Annotated in this window: 19 protein-coding genes and 1 pseudogene; 9 read left to right on the top strand and 11 right to left on the bottom strand. The window is 60.8% G+C overall.

Features of this window, described 5'->3' with window-relative positions; all coding sequences use genetic code 11:
* Positions 1 to 124: 124 nt before the first annotated feature.
* Together SBC1_RS33050 and SBC1_RS33045 are read left to right on the top strand one after the other, a co-directional pair.
* The gene (locus SBC1_RS33050) at positions 125 to 643 is read left to right on the top strand and encodes an RNA polymerase sigma factor (RefSeq protein ID WP_165104522.1); all 519 of its coding nucleotides are present in this window, start codon (positions 125 to 127) and stop codon (positions 641 to 643) included.
* The gene (locus SBC1_RS33045) at positions 640 to 1,503 is read left to right on the top strand and encodes an anti-sigma factor (RefSeq protein ID WP_165104521.1); all 864 of its coding nucleotides are present in this window, start codon (positions 640 to 642) and stop codon (positions 1,501 to 1,503) included. Before SBC1_RS33050 ends, SBC1_RS33045 begins: the two co-directional genes overlap by 4 nt.
* A 69-nt stretch (positions 1,504 to 1,572) precedes the next feature.
* Here SBC1_RS33045 and SBC1_RS33040 read toward each other — a convergent pair whose 3' ends face one another.
* Positions 1,573 to 2,601 (bottom strand): S1C family serine protease, encoded by a 1,029-nt coding sequence (locus SBC1_RS33040; protein ID WP_165104520.1) that lies wholly within the window; start codon positions 2,599 to 2,601, stop codon positions 1,573 to 1,575.
* A 201-nt stretch (positions 2,602 to 2,802) separates the two neighbouring features.
* On the opposite strand from SBC1_RS33040, the gene SBC1_RS33035 reads away from it, so the two are divergent.
* The 6 genes from SBC1_RS33035 to SBC1_RS33010 all read left to right on the top strand — a co-directional run bounded on the left by SBC1_RS33035 (position 2,803) and on the right by SBC1_RS33010 (position 8,301).
* Positions 2,803 to 3,885: an aliphatic sulfonate ABC transporter substrate-binding protein gene (locus SBC1_RS33035; protein ID WP_165104519.1), complete on the top strand. Its 1,083-nt coding sequence runs from the start codon at positions 2,803 to 2,805 to the stop codon at positions 3,883 to 3,885.
* A 17-nt stretch (positions 3,886 to 3,902) separates the two neighbouring features.
* Positions 3,903 to 4,931: a sulfonate ABC transporter substrate-binding protein gene (locus tag SBC1_RS33030; protein WP_165104518.1), complete on the top strand. Its 1,029-nt coding sequence runs from the start codon at positions 3,903 to 3,905 to the stop codon at positions 4,929 to 4,931.
* 288 nt (positions 4,932 to 5,219) lie between these two features.
* Entirely contained in the window at positions 5,220 to 6,368 is a 1,149-nt protein-coding gene (gene ssuD, locus SBC1_RS33025; protein ID WP_165104517.1) for an FMNH2-dependent alkanesulfonate monooxygenase, read from the top strand.
* 14 nt (positions 6,369 to 6,382) lie between these two features.
* The gene (gene ssuC / locus SBC1_RS33020) at positions 6,383 to 7,177 is read left to right on the top strand and encodes an aliphatic sulfonate ABC transporter permease SsuC (protein WP_165104516.1); all 795 of its coding nucleotides are present in this window, start codon (positions 6,383 to 6,385) and stop codon (positions 7,175 to 7,177) included.
* A complete protein-coding gene (locus SBC1_RS33015) occupies positions 7,174 to 8,013 on the top strand; it encodes an ATP-binding cassette domain-containing protein (protein ID WP_165104515.1) in 840 nt (279 codons plus the stop codon). Before ssuC ends, SBC1_RS33015 begins: the two co-directional genes overlap by 4 nt.
* A 72-nt stretch (positions 8,014 to 8,085) precedes the next feature.
* Positions 8,086 to 8,301 (top strand): molybdopterin-binding protein, encoded by a 216-nt coding sequence (locus SBC1_RS33010; protein ID WP_031357267.1) that lies wholly within the window; start codon positions 8,086 to 8,088, stop codon positions 8,299 to 8,301.
* A gap of 131 nt (positions 8,302 to 8,432) precedes the next feature.
* Here the strand turns inward: SBC1_RS33010 and SBC1_RS40185 are convergent.
* From SBC1_RS40185 to SBC1_RS32985, 5 genes and pseudogenes are all read right to left on the bottom strand, one after another.
* A pseudogene (locus tag SBC1_RS40185) lies at positions 8,433 to 8,534 on the bottom strand (ABC transporter ATP-binding protein); the annotation flags it as partial.
* Positions 8,535 to 8,622: 88 nt separating this feature from the next.
* Positions 8,623 to 9,426, bottom strand: coding sequence for a MetQ/NlpA family ABC transporter substrate-binding protein (locus SBC1_RS33000; RefSeq protein WP_165104514.1), 804 nt, complete (start codon positions 9,424 to 9,426; stop codon positions 8,623 to 8,625).
* A gap of 162 nt (positions 9,427 to 9,588) precedes the next feature.
* Positions 9,589 to 10,443 (bottom strand): CmcJ/NvfI family oxidoreductase, encoded by an 855-nt coding sequence (locus tag SBC1_RS32995; protein WP_165104513.1) that lies wholly within the window; start codon positions 10,441 to 10,443, stop codon positions 9,589 to 9,591.
* Between the two features lie 105 nt (positions 10,444 to 10,548).
* A complete protein-coding gene (locus SBC1_RS32990) occupies positions 10,549 to 11,364 on the bottom strand; it encodes a MetQ/NlpA family ABC transporter substrate-binding protein (RefSeq protein ID WP_165104512.1) in 816 nt (271 codons plus the stop codon).
* 112 nt (positions 11,365 to 11,476) lie between these two features.
* The gene (locus tag SBC1_RS32985) at positions 11,477 to 12,268 is read right to left on the bottom strand and encodes an SDR family NAD(P)-dependent oxidoreductase (protein ID WP_165104511.1); all 792 of its coding nucleotides are present in this window, start codon (positions 12,266 to 12,268) and stop codon (positions 11,477 to 11,479) included.
* Positions 12,269 to 12,547: 279 nt separating this feature from the next.
* On the opposite strand from SBC1_RS32985, the gene SBC1_RS32980 reads away from it, so the two are divergent.
* Positions 12,548 to 13,495 carry a TauD/TfdA family dioxygenase gene (locus tag SBC1_RS32980; protein WP_165104510.1) on the top strand — a complete coding sequence of 316 codons (948 nt, stop codon included), beginning with the start codon at positions 12,548 to 12,550 and terminating at the stop codon, positions 13,493 to 13,495.
* 49 nt (positions 13,496 to 13,544) lie between these two features.
* Here SBC1_RS32980 and SBC1_RS32975 read toward each other — a convergent pair whose 3' ends face one another.
* The 5 genes from SBC1_RS32975 to SBC1_RS32955 all read right to left on the bottom strand — a co-directional run bounded on the left by SBC1_RS32975 (position 13,545) and on the right by SBC1_RS32955 (position 17,517).
* Positions 13,545 to 13,760, bottom strand: a complete 216-nt coding sequence (locus SBC1_RS32975) for a hypothetical protein (RefSeq protein ID WP_165104509.1) — start codon at positions 13,758 to 13,760, stop codon at positions 13,545 to 13,547.
* A gap of 164 nt (positions 13,761 to 13,924) precedes the next feature.
* On the bottom strand, positions 13,925 to 14,716 hold the full coding sequence (locus tag SBC1_RS32970; RefSeq protein WP_165104508.1) for an ABC transporter ATP-binding protein: 792 nt from the start codon (positions 14,714 to 14,716) through the stop codon (positions 13,925 to 13,927).
* Between the two features lie 39 nt (positions 14,717 to 14,755).
* Entirely contained in the window at positions 14,756 to 15,571 is an 816-nt protein-coding gene (locus SBC1_RS32965; protein WP_165104507.1) for an ABC transporter permease, read from the bottom strand.
* Positions 15,572 to 15,583: 12 nt separating this feature from the next.
* Positions 15,584 to 16,420: an ABC transporter permease gene (locus tag SBC1_RS32960; RefSeq protein WP_165104506.1), complete on the bottom strand. Its 837-nt coding sequence runs from the start codon at positions 16,418 to 16,420 to the stop codon at positions 15,584 to 15,586.
* Between the two features lie 29 nt (positions 16,421 to 16,449).
* The gene (locus tag SBC1_RS32955; RefSeq protein ID WP_165104505.1) at positions 16,450 to 17,517 is read right to left on the bottom strand and encodes an ABC transporter substrate-binding protein; all 1,068 of its coding nucleotides are present in this window, start codon (positions 17,515 to 17,517) and stop codon (positions 16,450 to 16,452) included.
* Positions 17,518 to 17,553: the final 36 nt, after the last annotated feature.

Genomic DNA, 17,553 nt, shown 5'->3' with positions numbered 1-17,553 from the left:
CAATCACGCACTCGGCAAAAAATAGGCTGACAGCGGGAATATTCGCCACGACCCAGTGTTAGCCCATCATCAGAGCGGCGTTTTATCGAACGTTTGCGTAAGCTTACAAAATGAAGGAAAGCCGATGGGCGTCCGTGACGAGTTAATGGAGCATGTGCCGCGACTGCGCCGCTATGCGCGAGCGCTGATCAACAATCGCGATCTCGCGGACGATCTGGTTCAGGACACGCTTGAACGTGCGCTCCGGCACACCGAGAAGTTTCAGTCTGGCACCGATCTGCGCGCGTGGCTGTTCACGATCATGCACAACGTGTTCGCGAATCAGGCGCGCCGGGCGGGCGTGAAGGCAGTGCATGTTTCCGTCGATGACGAGAACATTTCCGAGCGAGAATTTGCCGTGCCGGGCACGCAAACACAGTCGCTCGAAATGCGCGATCTGGACTTCGCGTTGCAGCGCTTGCCGCTGGACCAGCGACAGGTCGTGCTGCTGGTGGGATTAGAAGAAATGAGCTATGCGGATGTGGCGCAGGCGCTGGAAATCCCGATCGGGACCGTCATGTCGCGCCTTTCGCGCGGACGTGAAAGACTGCGCGCGTTGATGGCCGGCGCGCAACCGGGCGCTAAATTACAGGTGGTGCGATGAGCGACCAACAAACACCCATCAGTGAAGACGAAATTCACGCGTATGTCGACGGATCGCTGGCGGAACATCGCCGCGAGGAGATCGATCGCCTGCTTGAACGCGACGAAGCACTGGCCGCCAAGGTCAGCGACTATTTCTCGCTGAACAGCATGTTCCATGACCGCTATGACCGCGTGCTAAGCGAACCCGTGCCACAGCGTCTGCTGCCGCCGGAACCGAAGCGCTGGCGTGCTGCCGCCAACTGGCCGCAGTTCGCGGGCATGGCGGCGGCGCTTGTGCTGGGCGTCGGGATCGGCGTGGCGGGCATGACAGGGACCATGGGCCGCGGCTCCTTCATGCCTGGAAGCGGTGGGGGATCGGTGCAACGTGCAAGCTATAACGTGGGCGAGTCGTTCGCACGGCAGTCAGCTATCGCGCATGTGATGTACGCGCCGGAAGTGATGCGGCCCGTGGAAGTGGGAGCGGATCGCGAGCAGGAACTGGTGCAGTGGATCTCGAACCGGCTGGGTACAGACGTCCGACCGCCGATCCTGACCCGCTCGGGCTTTGAGTTGATGGGCGGCCGCTTGCTGCCCGGCGACGACGGCCCCGTTGCGCAGTTCATGTATCACGACGCGAAGGGCGAGCGTATTACGCTGTGCATATCGCATCGCAAGATCAGCTCGGACACGACCGCGTTCAAGCTGTATCAGGATGGATCGGTGAACGTGTTTTACTGGATCGACGGCGATTTCGGTTACGCCGTGTCTGGCGCGATCGACCGCAAGGTGCTGCTCGATCTGTCGCACGACGTCTATTCGCAGTTGACCGCGATGGGCGGCGCCAGGGCGCCTTCGGGCGCTTCGGTGTCTACGCAATAGTGTGCCGGTTGTCGAGCATGGCGAGGGGCCGCAACGAAGCGGCCTGCCTGTCACATCACGCCGGTCGTTTCATCCAGCTTGTTCGACCGGCGTCACATCCAGCTCCAGCTTTTGCGTGCCGCGCAACACGGTGACCTTCACCGCCCGGTCGATACGCGATGCATCCAGCGAGCGCTGCAAGCTATCCACGCTATCTACCGCGAGCGTGTCGATGGCCACGATCCGGTCGTCAGTACGCAATCCGCCGAGCGCGGCCGGACTTCCTTTTACGACCTCCATCACGTGCACGCCGCTCGCCGCTGGAAGCTCGAAATAGCGCTGCACGCGACGTGAGATCGGCATCGTTGTGCCAGCCACGCCAATATAGGCACGCCGCACGCGCCCGTGTGCGAAGAGCTGCATGATGACCCACTTGGCAGTATCGATTGCAGTCGCGAACGAGATCGCCTGTGCGCCAGCAATGATCGCCGTATTTACACCAATCACCTGACCCGCCGAGTTGATCAGCGGGCCGCCCGAGTTGCCGGGATTCAGCGCGGCATCGGTCTGGATCACGTCGTAGATCATGCGTCCGGAGTTCGACCGCAGGGACCGTCCAAGCGCCGAGACCACACCGGTCGTGACCGTCTGCGCGAGGCCGAGAGGATTCCCCACGGCGATCGCGATCTGCCCGACTCGCAACTTGCCGGATTCACCCAGCTCGACGTGCGGCAACGCGTCGGCTGAGCCAATGCGCAGCACCGCGAGGTCGCTGTCCGGATCGTCGCCGACGAGATCGGCGTCGAACTTCGCACCGTCCGCGAGCGTCACGCGGATCTGCGTGGCGCCATGCACGACGTGGCTATTCGTCAGCAGATAACCATCGGGCGTGAAGATGAATCCTGAGCCCGAACCTCCATGAGCGCCACGGCCGCTCTTGTCGCCGGGCAAACGTCGTTCGACAGAAATGAAGGCGACCGCTTGCTGCACGCGTTCGAGCGCGCTGATCACAGTCTGGGAGTAAACGTCCAGCAGTGCCTCGTCGCCGAGCGGGCTGGAGAGCGCGGCGCCGGCGGGGCCGCGTGAGAGATCATCGATGAATTGGGGACGGCTTCCCATGATCGTGCTCCGGATAAATGGATCATGAGATGCGGGATTCTCGCCGGTATTTCAAGCCCGCGCCGCGCTGCCCCGGACGCTCGCTAAGAGACTCGCGGCCGGTTCAGCATTTCCGCTGCAATCGATATCACGATTGATCGTTTAGGCTGAACGCGCGCGTTGTTAGCATGGTCGGCTGCCTAATACGCCTGCGATGCCCCCATGAAAATCTTCACCCGTCTGGCCGCGTGCCTGGTGCTGAGCGTGACTGCACTGAGCGCGGTGAGCGTCACTGCGCAAACGCCCTCGGGCGACCCCGTCAAGCTACGAATCGGCTTTCAAAAATCATCCACGCTGATCGCGATCCTGAAGGCGCGCGGCACGCTGGAACGCGCCGTGGCGCCGCTTAATGTGCGCATTGAATGGGGCGAGTTTGCGAGCGGACTGCCGCTCACCGAAGCGCTGAATGCGGGCGCGGTGGACTTTAGCGCAGACGTGGCGGACACCGTCCCCGTCTTCGCGCAAGCGGCTAACGCCAACTTCGTCTACGTCGCGCAGGAAACGTCGTCGCCCTCGGCGCAAGCCGTGATCGTGCATCGCGACGCGCCCGTCCACACGCTCGCCGACCTGAAGGGCAAGCGCATTGCGGTGACCAAGGCAGCCGGCAGTCACTACTTGCTGCTCGCCGCGCTGGCTCGCGCCAAACTCTCGCCCGCCGATGTAAAGATCAGCTACCTCGCACCCGCCGACGCGCGCGCAGCGTTCGAACGCAACGACGTCGACGCGTGGTTCGTGTGGGACCCCTACGTGGCTTCTGTCGAGCAAGATCCGGGCGCGCGCATTCTGATTCGCGGCGATGGCCTCGCGTCGTATCAGCGGTATTACCTCGCGTCCACGCCCTTTGCACAAGCGCACCCCCAGATCGTCGATATCGTGTTCAAGCAACTGGTGGAAGCGGGCGTCTGGACCAAGGCGCATCCGCAGGAAGCGGCGAAGATCCTGGCCCCGGCGTGGGGTCTCGATCAGGCGACGGTCGAGCGCGCCAACGCATGGCGCACCTACGCTGTACGCGCGGTTGTGGCGAAGAATTTCAGCGAGCAACAGGCGATTGCCGACACGTTCTATCAAGCGAAGCTGCTGCCCAAGCCTGTTGATACCGCCAGCGCGCTCGTCTGGGACTTCGCCGGGCGCAGGGCGTCTGCTTGGCAGTCTCGCGGCCAGCGGCTCGATGCGCAGTCTCTACAAAAAGTAAGGATGCCGAATCGTGATGGTTTTGTAACAGACCCACGTCCTGGCCGACTTTGAATATTAAGGAGCAAAGTATGTCTGACCATCACCGAACAAAAGACGAAACGTCACCGCAATTGGCGGTTCCATCGCGCCGCCGTGCATTGCTGAAAATGGCCGCCTTAAGCGCCGGAGCCACCCGCATCCTGACCGGCACCGGAGCACTACTGGCGGGCCGCGCAGCACGCGCGGAGGAGTCGGGAAAAACGTTCCGCATTGGTTACCAGAAGTATGGAAACTTTGTGGTTCTGAAGGCGCGCGGTACGCTCGACAAACGGCTCGCAGCACAAGGCGTCACCGTGCAATGGCTCGAATTCCCAGCCGGACCGCAACTTCTGGAAGGGCTCAACGCAGGTGCAGTCGATGCCGGTACGGTAGGGGAAACGCCGCCGATCTTCGCTCAGGCCGCGGGCGTGGACTTTGTGTATGTCGGCAACGAACCGCCTGCGCCGCAAGGCGAGGCGATTGTCGTGCCGCACGATTCTCCTATCCGTAAAGTAGAACATCTGCGTGGCAAGAAAGTGGCGTTAAACAAGGGTTCGAATGTCCACTATTTGCTGGTCGTCGCGCTGAAGAAAGTCGGGCTTTCGTATGCAGACATCCAGCCGGTCTATCTGGCTCCCGCGGATGCACGCGCCGCGTTCGTGCAAGGCAGCGTCGACGCATGGGTCATCTGGGACCCGTATCTCGCGGCCGTCGAACGTCAGGCGAACGCACGCGTGATTGCGGACGGCACCGGGCTGGTGCGCAACACACAGTACTACCTTGCAACACGTAAGTTCGCGACCGCCCAGCCGCAGCTTGTTCATGCGTTGCTGGAGGAACTGGACCACGTCGATCAGTGGGGACGCGACAACGTGCCGGATGCCGCGAAGCTTCTGTCGCCGCTGATCGGACTGGATCAGCCAACGCTTGAACGTGCATTGAAACGGACTGCCTATGGCGTGCAGCCGATCACGCCGGAGACCCTTGCGTACCAGCAGCAAATCGCCGATACCTTCACCGAGCTCAAGCTGATTCCGAAGAAGCTCGCGGTGACAGATGCGCGCTGGAGCGTCGTTTAGGTCGGGCATTGCGCTCCTGCATCGCTAGAGACGCATAAGCAGAATTGGCGAGAACCTTAGCTTAAATAAATCGTTCATGCCCAAGGTGGGCATCGCTAAGATGAATCATCTGAACGGGTAGGGGCGACTGGTTTCGCACGAGCGTGGGCCGCACTTTTGTTCGTCGCGTCTGCGCTCGCTTCCTACACGACACCCGACACCCGACACTCGACACTCGACACTCGACACTCGACACTCGACACTCGACACTCGACACTCGAACTTACACCCGCAAGGCAGGAGCCCCCGATGAATGTTTTCTGGTTCATTCCGACCCACGGCGACAGCCGTTATCTCGGCACGACGCAAGGCGCGCGCGCCGCTGATTACGACTACTTCCGCCAGATCGCGGTGGCGGCCGATACGCTCGGCTATGAAGGCGTGTTACTGCCGACAGGTCGTTCCTGCGAAGACGCATGGGTGGTTGCATCCAGCCTGATTCCGGCCACGAAACGCCTCAAGTTCCTCGTCGCGATCCGCCCGGGTCTGACCTCGCCGGCGTTGTCCGCACGCATGGCGTCGACCTTCGACCGCCTCTCCGGCGGGCGCCTGCTGATCAACGTGGTGACGGGTGGCGATCCGGTCGAACTGGCCGGCGACGGCGTGTTCAATGATCACAATACCCGCTATGAAGTTACCGATGAATTCTTGCATATCTGGCGGGGTCTGCTCGAGTCGTCGCATGAAGGCGGAACGATCGACTTCGACGGCAAGCACCTGAGCTCGAAGGGCGGCAAGGTGCTTTATCCGCCCGTGCAGAAGGCGCATCCGCCCCTGTGGTTCGGCGGCTCGTCGCCGGCTGCGCACGAGATTGCGGCTGATCATATCGATACCTATCTGACCTGGGGCGAACCGCCCGCTGAAGTTGAAAAGAAGCTCGCCGATATCCGTCGCCGCGCAGCCGATAAGGGCCGCAAGATCAAGTTCGGCATTCGTCTGCATGTGATCGTGCGTGAGACAGAACAGGAAGCGTGGGCTGACGCGGACAAGCTCATCAGCAAGCTCGACGATGAAACCATCCAGCGCGCTCAGGCATCGTTTGCAAAGATGGATTCGGAAGGCCAGCGGCGCATGGCGGCGTTGCACGGCGGTCAGCGTGACAAGCTCGAGGTCTATCCGCATTTGTGGGCTGGCGTAGGCCTCGTGCGCGGCGGTGCGGGCACGGCATTAGTGGGTAATCCGGAGCAGGTCGCGGGCTTGATGAAGGAGTACGCGGCGCTTGGTATCGACACCTTCATCCTGTCAGGTTATCCGCATCTCGAAGAGTCGTACCGGTTCGCCGAGCTTGTCTTTCCGCTGCTGCCGCGTGAACAGAAAGAGCGCACGTCGGGTCCGTTGTCGGGGCCGTTCGGTGAAATTGTCGGCACGTCGTATCTGCCGCGCGCGTCGCAAAGTTGAACCCCGGAGGTCCGATGAACGTCGTCCCGTTTTTTCGCCGCGCCGGTGTACAGGTCGCGCCGTGGCTCGTGCCCATCCTGATCCTGATCGCGTGGGAACTGGCCGCGCGCACGGGAGGTTTGTCGTCGCGGGTGTTGCCCGAACCGCTGGCCGTGGTCAAGGCTGCATGGGAGCTGATCCAGTCGGGCGACATGTGGGCGAACGTGAAGGTCAGCGCATGGCGTGCTCTGACGGGCTTTGCTATTGGCGGCAGCATCGGCTTCGTGCTTGGGCTGGGAACAGGGCTCTTCAAGCCGGCAGAGATCGCGCTCGACTCGACCGTGCAGATGATCCGCAATATCCCCGCGCTCGCGATGATCCCGCTCGTGATCCTGTGGTTCGGCATCGGCGAGGAAGCGAAGTTGTTCCTGGTCGCGCTTGGCGTGTTTTTCCCGGTCTATACGAATACGTATCACGGCATTCGTTCCGTCGATGCTGACCTGATCGAGATGGCACGCAGCTACGGACTCTCGGGCTTTGCGCTGTATCGCGACGTGATCCTGCCGGGGGCATTGCCTTCCATCCTGGTGGGCGTGCGTTTTGCGTTCGGGTTGATGTGGGTGATGCTGATCGTCGCCGAGACCATCTCGGCGCAATCGGGGATCGGCTATATGACGATGAACGCACGCGAGTTCCTGCAGACCGATGTGGTGGTGGTCGGCATCCTGCTTTATGCGCTGCTCGGCAAGCTTGCCGACATGCTCGCGAAGTCAATCGAGCGCGCAACGCTGCGCTGGCATCCTGCGTATCAGAAGGGAGCGAAACTATGACATCAAGCTACGCATCGTATGCATCGGGCAACGCCGTGCTGGAAGGCAACGGGCCGGAAGTTGCCACACGCGGGCGTGCACCGGCGGCTACTGCGCCCCGTACGCACCCCGTGGACATGGCTGTCGAACTGCAAGGCGTCGACAAACATTTCGGCGAGCGCAAGGTGTTGTCGAACTTTGATTTCGCCATAGAGCGCGGCAGTTTTGTATCGATAGTCGGACGTAGTGGCTGCGGCAAGTCCACGTTGCTGCGCCTGATCGCGGGCCTTGAAAAGGCCACTGGCGGTGTCGTACAGCGCAACGCGGCGGCCGGAGCCAGCGTGCTGGAGACTCGCATCATGTTCCAGGATGCCCGCTTGCTGCCATGGAAGAGCGTGCTGCAAAACGTCATGCTCGGCTTGCCGCGTTCGTCTCGTGAAGACGCACGCGCGACGTTGGCTGAAGTGGGCTTGAGTGCGCGAGAGGGCGATTGGCCCGCGCAATTGTCGGGTGGTCAGCGGCAACGGGTGGCGCTTGCGCGCGCGTTGGTGCATCGGCCGGACCTGCTGTTGCTGGATGAACCGCTGGGCGCGCTCGATGCGTTGACGCGGATTGAAATGCACGCGCTGATTGAACGGTTGTGGCGCGAGCATCGCTTCACCGCACTGCTCGTCACGCACGATGTGCAGGAAGCAGTGGCGCTGGGCGAGCGGATTGTGTTGATCGAAGCGGGGAAGATTTCCTTCGATGCCGCCATCACCCTGCAGCGTCCGCGTTTGCGCACGGCGGAAGGTTTCGCCGAGCTCGAAGAACAGGTGTTATCGCGCGTTCTCAGGAACGGTGCGCAGCCGGGCTAGATGGGGTTATCGATTCACTCATTGCCGCTGTCTACCGGCCCCGGCACTATTCAATCAATACGGAGCATCATTATGGGCATCACGGCAATCAATGTACGCAACCAGTTCAAAGGTCATATCAAGGAGATTATTCGCGGTTCGGTGGTCTCGGAAGTCGATGTGGAAACGCCTTATGGCATTGTCACATCGGTGATCACCACACGTTCGATTGATGAGCTGGAACTGAAGGTCGGGAGCGAAGTCATTGCGTTCGTGAAGTCTACCGAAGTCTCTATTGCACGGCTTTGAGCCTGTCCTGAAGGGGCGTATTTAGGCCGTGACCGCCCCAAGACTTTCCAGCAATTCACCGCGCAGACTGGCGAGCAAGAGGTCGCGACGACCGCGCTGAAGGGCTCGTCGAGCAGCAGCAAATCAGGCTAGGAAAACAGGCCCCTTGCAATTGCCACCCGCTGCGCCATGCCGCTGGACAACTGCTTGAGAAGATGAGCGCGCGCCCCGGAAAGACTAACCTCAGCGAGCAAGCCGCCGCCGGGGCGAACCAATAGAAGCTCACAACCTAAGCACGTGAGAAGTTATGGATGGTCCGCCTCGCGGCGCGGCATGTCCTGCTTAGAACGCCGGAATGATCGAGCCTTTGAACTGGGTATCGATGAAATTCTTCACGTCCGGTGACTCATACGCGGCTACCAGTTTCTTGACCCACGGTTTGTTGCGATCCTGGGTGCGTACCGCGATCAGGTTGGCATAAGGGCCCTTCAGGTCTTCGATAGCAATGGCGTCTTTCGTAGGCGACAGGCCGGCCTTCACGGCATAGTCCGTATTGATCGACGCGGCGGCGAGGTCGTCCAGCGAGCGCGGCAACTGCGCCGAGTCGAGTTCAATCAGCTTGATGCCCTTCGGGTTCTCGACCACGTCGAGCGGCGTTGCGTTCACGCCATCTTTGCCCACGCCGGCCTTCAACTTGATGATGCCGTTTTTCTGCAGGAGCAACAGCGCGCGATTGCCGTTCGACGGGTCGTTCTGGATACCGACTTTCGCCCCTTGCGGCAGGTCTTTCAACGACTTGAACTTCTTCGAGTAGAAGCCCATTGGCGCAACGTAGGTCAGGCCCACGTTGACGATCTTGTAGCCGCGCTGCTTGACCTGGCTGTCGAGAAACGGCTGATGCTGGAAGCCGTTCGCATCGAGGTCGCCTGCATCGAGGGCGGCATTGGGCTGGATGTAATCGTTGAATTCGATCACCTTGATCTTGAGGCCTTCTTGCGCCGCGACCTTGGACACTTCGGTCCAGATCTGCGCGTCGGGGCCGCTCATGGTGCCGATTCGCAGTGGGGCGTCTTCCGCATGGGCGACGCTTACGACAGCGCCGAGTGCGGCGATGGCGAGACTTGCAAGAACAGTTCTACGATGCATGTTGAAACTCTTTCTGGTTGGCAGGCGCGAATCGTCTCATGACTCGCGCGCTTGCCCAACCATTCTGTTTTCATGTGTTTATGCAAATTTGAAAGCTTAGCTAAGATCCGGTGCGTGCGTGGGACGGTTGGCATGCACCGGCTGCTGAGGTGTTGTTCCTCGTCATTCCTTCCAGAAAACCAGGGCCCGCAATTCGATGCTTCTGCGCGGTGCGGCGCCTTCCGGCGTAGTCGGATCTTCAAACGCCGTGTGTGCGGTCAGACGGGCCGTGCCGTCGTCGCGCGAGTCGTAGATCTTGAGCAGCAGCGCTTCGTCGGGTCGTAGCTTCGGGAAGTAATACCATCTATGGGCTGGGTTATGTGTGAAGGAAAAAGTCTCACCGACTTTGTCCTTGTACACAAGGTCGCTCGGCACCAGATCGCTTGCTGCGATCGAGCGTGCGTCGCAGAGTGCAAGGGGTAACTGCTCCACTACGTCGAGCGGCCGCCATAGGTTGATGATCGCAAACCGGTGCTTGAGGCGTTGGGCTGCTTCCCCGGCAGGCAGGTGGTCACGCACGCGACGGGGCCCGGAGACGAACGTCTGGTCGTTGTGCACGCGCCTCACGGGCTCGCGCAAAGACGAGGTTGTGCGCGAACCGCTCAAGCTGTCGCGCAGGGTGTGATCGAATACCACAACCTTCTCCGCGCCAGTCGCCTTGAGGAGGACCTGTTCGGATTCGCTGTAGTAGATCGAGCGGATGGCGGCGTCGTCGCTGAAGTTGGTCAGTGCACTTCTATGTTCGATGCGTTCGAAGCCGCTCTTATCCAGCGATAACTCTCCCGCGGCGGCGAGTGGACGAGCGTCGCGGATGGTCACGCGCCGGGGTTCGAGTGCGCCGGAAGTCCAGGGCACGCCGGGTGGTGGCTCGAACGTGTAGCTCACCGGTCGGCCCTCGCCAGCACGCAGATAGTTGAGTTCAGCTTCTACCGCCAGCAACGTTTCTGCACGCGGACGTTCTTCGAATACGGTGCTCATGGTCGTTCCTCGGCCCGGGGATCAAGACTTCAAAGCTATACCCGTGTGACCCGAAGCTGAACGAATAAAATTCCATAAGGTTATTCGGTTGTCGTCGCGATAACCCTACTTGCTGGCGAAGTATTCGGGCAGACGAAAGCCGTCGTAGAAGCGGTTGTTAAGGATGACTTTCTGAAAAGCCGGCGACTGATAGGCATCGACAATGTCCAGCGTACTGCGCGACGTCTTGTTCGCAGCCCTGACCACGACCTGGTTAATGTAGGGCGGTGTCATCTGTTCGAGGGCGAGTGCATCGGTGAGTTTGTAGCCGCTGAAGATCGCGAAGTTGCCCTGGATGGCCGCGAAATCAACGTCATCGAGCGCACGCGGCGCTTGCGCCGATTCAAGCGGAACGATCTTGATTCCGGCAGGATTCGCGATCACGTCACGCTCGGTCACATCCACGGGATTGCTGTTCGGACGAAGCTTGATCCAGCCGATCCGTTGCAGGATCTTGAGTGCGCGTTCCAGGTTGACCGGATCGTTCGGCACGGCTACTTTCGCGCCGGCCTGGACGTCCGTCAACGCATGATGTTTCTTCGAATAAAGACCCATTGGCGGCGTGGGTACTTGCACCACGGCGACCAGATCGGTTCCGTTGCGGTCGTTGTATGACTTCAGATAGACCTCGTGCTGCATGACATCGGCTGCAATCTCGCCACGATACACAGCCTGGTTTGCCTCCAGCCCCGTGCTGAATTCCACGTACTTGATCGTGTAACCCTTCTGGCGTAATTGCGGTTCGACCCCGGCCTTGAATTCATCGGCATAGGGTCCCGGCACGAAGCCGATGCGTAGTTCGTTTGCACCGGCGGCGCGGGCGTTGAATGGGGCGAGCGCGGCACACAACGCTAACGCAAGGAGGACGGGACGTTTCGACATGACGGGATAAATGGAAGAAATAAGTGACTGCAGGCGTGCCTACAAGGAACGCCCGACAGCGAAATCAAAGCGAGCCGCGCACGACGTTTCAACGCGCGACTCGTTGCGTTGTTCAGAACGTTTCCTTGAACGGACGCAGATCAAGTTCTTGCGTCCACGCGCTTCTATGCTGATGATGCAACTGCCAATAACTCTCCGCGATGGCGCTTGCTTGCAGCAAGCCATCGTCGCCGGCGTGCTGGACGCGCTGCGGCGCGGATTGCCGAAGACGCTCGCCGTCAATGCCACCATCAATCACAATATGCGCCACATGTACGCCCTCGGACCCGAACTCGCGGGCAAGGGTCTGGCTCAACGAACGCAGCGCGGCCTTCGACGCAGCAAAAGCCGCGAAGGGCGGCTTGCCGCGCAACGCGGCCGTGGCTCCTGTGAAAAGCAACGAGCCGCGCCCGGTTGAACAGGCGGCGTTCAGTCCATTGTTCAATATCCGGCGCAGCGCTGCCTGAGAAAACAGGAAACCGCCGAGCACGCCGGTGCGCCACGCCTGCTCGAAGTTCGCTGCGCTCAGTTCAAGCGTGGGCGCACGGCTTGCACCGCCTGCGTTGAATATGGCCGCCGTTAATGGACCGAGTTCACGCACGCGGTCGGCGAGCTCGCCGACCGTTGCTTCATTCGATATGTCGCCAGCCAATGCGTGGGCCACACCGCCCGCGGCGCGAATTTCCGCAGCAATGCTTTCCACGCGTTCGGCCGTGCGTCCCGTGAGGGCGACAGTGAAGCCACCTTCCGAGAAGCGTCGGGCGACTGCTGCGCCGAGTCCCGCGCTGGCGCCGACCCCGGCGATCCACGCGACTGGCTGTTGTTCATGGGGGAGACTGGAAGGTGACTGGATGGTTGAGTTCATGGCGATGAAGTTAGACCGGCTCGTGGGGATTGGGAAGGAATAAAACGCGATAACGTTATTCGACACTGCGAGATTTATTCTAGTCTTCTGCCATCTTTTGCGTTCGGCGTGGTTTGTATATGTGCATCGATTGGTTGAGGCCGTTGCGGCGCACCCGTAATGTGTATATCGAAACGTCGGGATCCGTTTTTCATGCCGTCGCGCATGTCTGATTTTCAATCGTGAAGACCCGAATGTTCCCAACCTCAAACTGGCGATTCCTCTTTCAGGAGACATGCAATGAACGCAGCCGTCGCAAGCACTACAGAGTCGGTCCAGGTCACGCCGTTGTCGGCATATATAGGACCGCAAATCAGTGGCGTCGATCTATCGCAGCCACTCGACACCCACCAGGTCGCGCAGATTCGCGCGGCGTTGTTGAAGTGGCGCGTGATCTTCTTTAGAGAGCAGTTCCTCACGCATGCACAGCATGTGGCGTTCTCCGCGCAGTTCGGCGAGCTCACGCTGGGACATCCCGTGTTCGGGCACGTTGACGGGCACCCCGAGATCTATTCTATTTCCAAGTATCGCAAGGCAACGCGCTTCGAAGGACAGGCGTTGTTACGCCCTTGGACCGGCTGGCATACCGATGTGACGGCAGCAGTTAACCCGCCCTTTGCATCAATCCTGCGGGGTGTCACCATTCCGCCTTATGGCGGCGACACGCAATGGACAAGCCTCGTTGCCGCGTACGAAAAGCTCTCGGCGCCGTTGCGCGATTTTGTCGATGGCTTGCGTGGTGTGCATAAATTCACGCCGCCCGCAGGGGCCAGCGCCACGAGCGCGTTTGAGCAAGCCGTGCAGCAACGCGCGTTGGTTACTGAGCATCCGCTGGTGCGCGTGCACCCTGAGACTGGCGAGCGGGCGCTATATGTCAGCCCGAGTTTCCTGAAGCATATTGTTGGCGTGACGCCGCGTGAGAGTCAGGCGATTCTCGAATTGCTGTGGGAACACGTGACGCGTCCGGAGTTCACGGTGCGGTTCAAATGGGAACCGGGCAGCATAGCGTTCTGGGACAATCGCTCGACGGCGCACCTCGCGCCATCGGACATCTTCGACCTGGAGTTTGACCGGCAACTGTATCGGACAACGCTGGTGGGCGACGTGCCTGCGGGACCGGACGGACGTGCTTCGGTCGCGCTGGAAGGGTCGCCGGTCAACGCGGCAGCGGCCGTTGCTTTGAACTAAGACCGGTTTGGAATGCCGCCCTCCGTGACTAAGGAGGGCGGAAAAAGCGTCAAGCGCGCGGCAACCGCCGATTGTCGATCCACATGCGAGCCCAGCGTGCGGCATAAGCAACGGCAAGATCGGATTCGAAGAAGTAGTCGAGCGCGTCGAATACGTAAGCGCGCTTTTGCAGCGACCCTTCGTCCTGAATCACGAGATTGGCGGCGAACAATCCGCTGGGCAGCGCTTGTGCCGCGGGAGCGACTTCATAACCCTTGTAGTGCATGCTTGTTTTACCTCCGGTACACAATGCAGTGGAATGCATGTGTCCCAGATTAACCAGCCGCGAGGAACAAGTGAAACAAGCATTTGGCAGAAGCAAACCCGTTGTCGCCAAGGATTGGAAAGAAGAAAACGTCTCGAAGCATGTGCCCGAGAGAACCGTGCTGATCAGGCTGGAGCGGACGCGTCGTGCGGCACGCTGAAGTCCGCCAGTATTTCGTCACGCAAACGCACGAAGGCGGCATCGCTGCGACTGCGCGGGCGTTGCAGGTTGACTCCCACCACCTTGCCAATACGCCCCGGCCGTGCCTGCATGACCACCACGCGGTCCGCAAGGAACACGGCTTCGTCAACGTCGTGGGTAACCAAAATCATGGTGATCCGCTCGTGTTCCCAGATGCGTCGCAACTCGTTTTGCAGCCGGCTTCGCGTGAGTGCGTCGAGTGCCCCGAACGGTTCGTCGAGAAGCAGAAGCTTCGGCCGGTTCACAAGCCCTCGGGCAATGGCCACGCGCTGTGCCATGCCGCCCGAAAGCTGATGCGGATGATGCTTTTCATAGCCCTTCAGGCCGACCAGCGCGATATGCTCGGCGACCGCCCGGCGGTTCTCTTCCTTGCTGCGCCCTGAGTTCTTCAGTGCGACCGCAATGTTCTGCTCAACGTTGAGCCACGGAAACAGCCGATGATCCTGGAACACGATACCGCGCGCAAGGTCGGTGGTGCGAATGCGCTCGCCGCTGAATTCAATCTCGCCGTCGAACTGGTCGTCGAGCCCTGCAATCAGGCGCAGGAGCGTGGATTTGCCGCAACCGCTCGCACCCACAATAGCTAGAAACTCGCCGCTTTTCACTGAGAGGTCGATGCGATCGAGCACGGGCACCGAGTGGTCGTCGCCGGCAAAACGCTTCGTGACGTGATGCAGAGTGAGCTCACTTGTTGAGGTAACAGAGACGGTCGCCATGACGATATGGACTCTTTATTAAATAGTAAAGGTGATAAATCAAGCCGCCGGATCGCGGAACCAGCGTTGCTGGATGGCGCGAGCTAACGCATTCAGCGCCCAGCCGGTGATGCCGATCACGATCACGCCAAACACCACGAGATCCATGCGAAACTGTTCGCTGCCATCGACCAGCGTGTTGCCGATACCGCTGCCCGCGACCAGCAGATACTCCGCACCGAGCGTTGCAAGCCACGAATAGATGAGCGCGAGATAGATGCCGGTGCAGATGGACGGCAACGCAGCGGGCAGGACGACGTATCTGACCGTTTGCAACTTGCTGTAGCGAAACACTCGGGAGACATCGAGCAAAGCGGGGGAGACCGCGCGGATGCCGTCGCTCGTATGCGCGACCACGGGCACCAGCGCGGCGAGCGAAAGGAAGACGACCTTCGCGACATCGCCCAGACCGAACCATACCGAGATCAGCGGTATCCATGCAAACAAGGAGACCTGCTTGAACGCATTGAAGCTGGGGCCGATCAGCCGGTTTGCGAAGGGCGAGACACCGAGCAACGCGCCAAGCACGAGCCCAAGGCTTGCGCCGAGCGTGAAGCCCGTCAGCTCGCGTGCAAGCGATGCCGAGAGCGCCCGCCACAAAGCACCGCTTCGCGCCTGATCCAGAGCTGTATGCAACACTTGTGCGGGCGAGGTCATCATGCCGTGGCCGGCGACTATGTGACGTGATACGAACCACCAGGCGAGGAGTGCAGCAACCGGGATGACCCAGCCGCGCCAGCGTCCGGCCTTGCCCGATTCGCCCGATGGGCCGATGGCCCCGGAGCCGGTTTCAAGTTCGAGAGACGGCGTGGACATGTCGATGCTCCTTCAGGCCAGCCGCGCGGGCGACAATTTGTGTTCGAGCACCGTCAGCAAGCGGTCCGCTGCGTACCCGATCGCACCTACGATCAGCACCGAAGCAAGCACCAGATCGAGCTGGAATAGCTGCCGTCCGTACACGATCAGGTAACCAAGCCCTTCCGACGATGCCACTAGTTCGACCACGACCAGGGTGAGCCACGTCTTGGTAAAAGCAAGCCGGATACCCGTGCCGATGACCGGCACGGCCGAAGGCAGGATCACGTTGAAGATGGTCTGGCGGCGTGAATAGCGGAAGACGCGCGCAACATCGAGATACGCGGGCGGTGTCCGGCGAAATCCCTGCAGCGTGCTTAAGGTGACTGGTACGAGCGCAGCATGCCCGATCAGCAAATACTTCAACGGCTCGCCTATTCCCACCACGATCATGAGGAACGGCAACCAGCCCAGTACCGGCACCTGTACGACGGCATTGAAACTGGGCAGGATGTAAGCCTCGGCTGTGCGCGACAATCCCAGCCATGCGCCCAACAGCAAGCCGAGTACGACGCCGCCCGTGAAGCCCACTGCGATCCGCGACAGGCTCGCGCCAATATGCATCCACAGTTCGCCGCTGCTGGCGAGGCCGCCGAGGGTATCGAAGACGAGGGTGGGTGACGGCAGGATTTGCGGCGATATCCAGCCGTAGTGTGAGCCGAGCACCCATAACATGGCGCTGGCCACGGGCACGAGCCACGGCAGTGCGATCCAGCCCAGCGATCGCGCCACGTTCGCGGTGTGACTTCGGGTGCCGTCGAGCGACACCCGTTGACCTGGATTCAAAGTGCGAGCGATGCTGTTCGCCATGACCGGATTCTCCAGAGTAGTTCAGATGTTCACGATGCCAGCGGCTTGCCGGACGCATCGAAACGCGGCCAGTAGTTCTCGAGCTTCAGCGTCTTCAACGCCTGGTCGAGATACTTCGGCTCGAACCAGCCGTTCACACTCACGGGCTGACGGATCAGGTTAAGACGCAGCGCGTCGTCGGCAACGGCCTGATAGCGGGCCACAATGAACGGATCAATCAACGGCGAGGTGCGCTCCTTGAGCGTCTGGTTCGCGTACTCCGATTGCCACGATTCCACCGGCACACCGCTCTTCGCCCACAGCGTGAAGAGCGCTTCGCGATTGGCCTCGTCCGAGGACCATTGGGACGCTTGCACAACCGACGTCACGACTTTCTGCACGATGTCGGCGTGGTCATGGTCGAAGTCGTCGAGGACCAGCAGATGCGCTTGTCGTGTGTACTGCAGGCCGCCGTCACGCGACGCGTAGATGATCTTCGCGAGACCCTGCCGCTGGAGCTTGAAGAGTTTGAAGTCGAGGAACACTGCGTCCACGCCCTTCGATGCAAGCGCCGCTTGCGATGCGGCATCGTCGAGATTGATTACGTGCAGATCGCGTTCGGAGAGATCGTTCGCTTTCAGGACGTTATCGACCACAAGCTGCAGGTTGGTGCCGCGAAAGATCGCGACGCGCTTGCCTTTCAAGTCCTTGACGCTCTTGATGTCGGAGTCGGGCGGCACCGCCAGGTAGACGCCGGTGCGCACGCCGGATTCGAGCAGCAGTTTTGTTTTGAGGCCATTCGCGCGGCCGAGCACGGCGGGCAGGTCTCCCTGATAGGCGAAGTCGATTTGACGATTCGCCAGCGCCTCGTTGACTGCCGGTCCAGCGCCTTTGAAGAACAGCCACTCCACCTTGACGTCGTCGGGTTTGAGCGCGTCTTCCACGCGATGCTGCAACTGGGCGGTCGCCGCCGGCGAGCCGCCGAACACGGGCGGATCGCCGTAGCCTTGCGTTGCCACACCGATCCGGACAACAGCGGGGGCAGCGGCCAGGACGCTCGTGGCGGCAACCATGCCCAGCGTGACAATGAGGGAGTGCAGAAGGGATCGTGGGGTCATTGGATTTGCAAAGAAGGGGGCCAAAGGCAGCGCTGC

Source organism: Caballeronia sp. SBC1 (genome assembly GCF_011493005.1).
Taxonomy (GTDB): domain Bacteria; phylum Pseudomonadota; class Gammaproteobacteria; order Burkholderiales; family Burkholderiaceae; genus Caballeronia.
The sequence above is the reverse complement of the archived record's forward strand: the minus strand, read 5'-3'. Positions and strand labels throughout refer to the sequence as shown.

Bases quoted from the DNA above. Each gene is read 5' to 3' on its own strand.
- SBC1_RS33050 (WP_165104522.1), top strand. From the start codon at position 125: ATGGGCGTCCGTGACGAGTTAATGGAGCATGTGCCGCGACTGCGCCGC.
- SBC1_RS32980 (WP_165104510.1), top strand. From the start codon at position 12,548: ATGAACGCAGCCGTCGCAAGCACTACAGAGTCGGTCCAGGTCACGCCG.
- SBC1_RS33000 (WP_165104514.1), bottom strand. From the start codon at position 9,426: ATGCATCGTAGAACTGTTCTTGCAAGTCTCGCCATCGCCGCACTCGGC.
- SBC1_RS33010 (WP_031357267.1), top strand. From the start codon at position 8,086: ATGGGCATCACGGCAATCAATGTACGCAACCAGTTCAAAGGTCATATC.
- SBC1_RS33040 (WP_165104520.1), bottom strand. From the start codon at position 2,601: ATGGGAAGCCGTCCCCAATTCATCGATGATCTCTCACGCGGCCCCGCC.
- SBC1_RS33015 (WP_165104515.1), top strand. From the start codon at position 7,174: ATGACATCAAGCTACGCATCGTATGCATCGGGCAACGCCGTGCTGGAA.
- SBC1_RS33035 (WP_165104519.1), top strand. From the start codon at position 2,803: ATGAAAATCTTCACCCGTCTGGCCGCGTGCCTGGTGCTGAGCGTGACT.
- SBC1_RS32975 (WP_165104509.1), bottom strand. From the start codon at position 13,760: ATGCACTACAAGGGTTATGAAGTCGCTCCCGCGGCACAAGCGCTGCCC.
- SBC1_RS33030 (WP_165104518.1), top strand. From the start codon at position 3,903: ATGTCTGACCATCACCGAACAAAAGACGAAACGTCACCGCAATTGGCG.
- SBC1_RS32970 (WP_165104508.1), bottom strand. From the start codon at position 14,716: ATGGCGACCGTCTCTGTTACCTCAACAAGTGAGCTCACTCTGCATCAC.
- ssuC (WP_165104516.1), top strand. From the start codon at position 6,383: ATGAACGTCGTCCCGTTTTTTCGCCGCGCCGGTGTACAGGTCGCGCCG.
- SBC1_RS32955 (WP_165104505.1), bottom strand. From the start codon at position 17,517: ATGACCCCACGATCCCTTCTGCACTCCCTCATTGTCACGCTGGGCATG.
- SBC1_RS32960 (WP_165104506.1), bottom strand. From the start codon at position 16,420: ATGGCGAACAGCATCGCTCGCACTTTGAATCCAGGTCAACGGGTGTCG.
- SBC1_RS33045 (WP_165104521.1), top strand. From the start codon at position 640: ATGAGCGACCAACAAACACCCATCAGTGAAGACGAAATTCACGCGTAT.
- SBC1_RS32990 (WP_165104512.1), bottom strand. From the start codon at position 11,364: ATGTCGAAACGTCCCGTCCTCCTTGCGTTAGCGTTGTGTGCCGCGCTC.
- SBC1_RS32965 (WP_165104507.1), bottom strand. From the start codon at position 15,571: ATGTCCACGCCGTCTCTCGAACTTGAAACCGGCTCCGGGGCCATCGGC.
- SBC1_RS32985 (WP_165104511.1), bottom strand. From the start codon at position 12,268: ATGAACTCAACCATCCAGTCACCTTCCAGTCTCCCCCATGAACAACAG.
- SBC1_RS32995 (WP_165104513.1), bottom strand. From the start codon at position 10,443: ATGAGCACCGTATTCGAAGAACGTCCGCGTGCAGAAACGTTGCTGGCG.
- ssuD (WP_165104517.1), top strand. From the start codon at position 5,220: ATGAATGTTTTCTGGTTCATTCCGACCCACGGCGACAGCCGTTATCTC.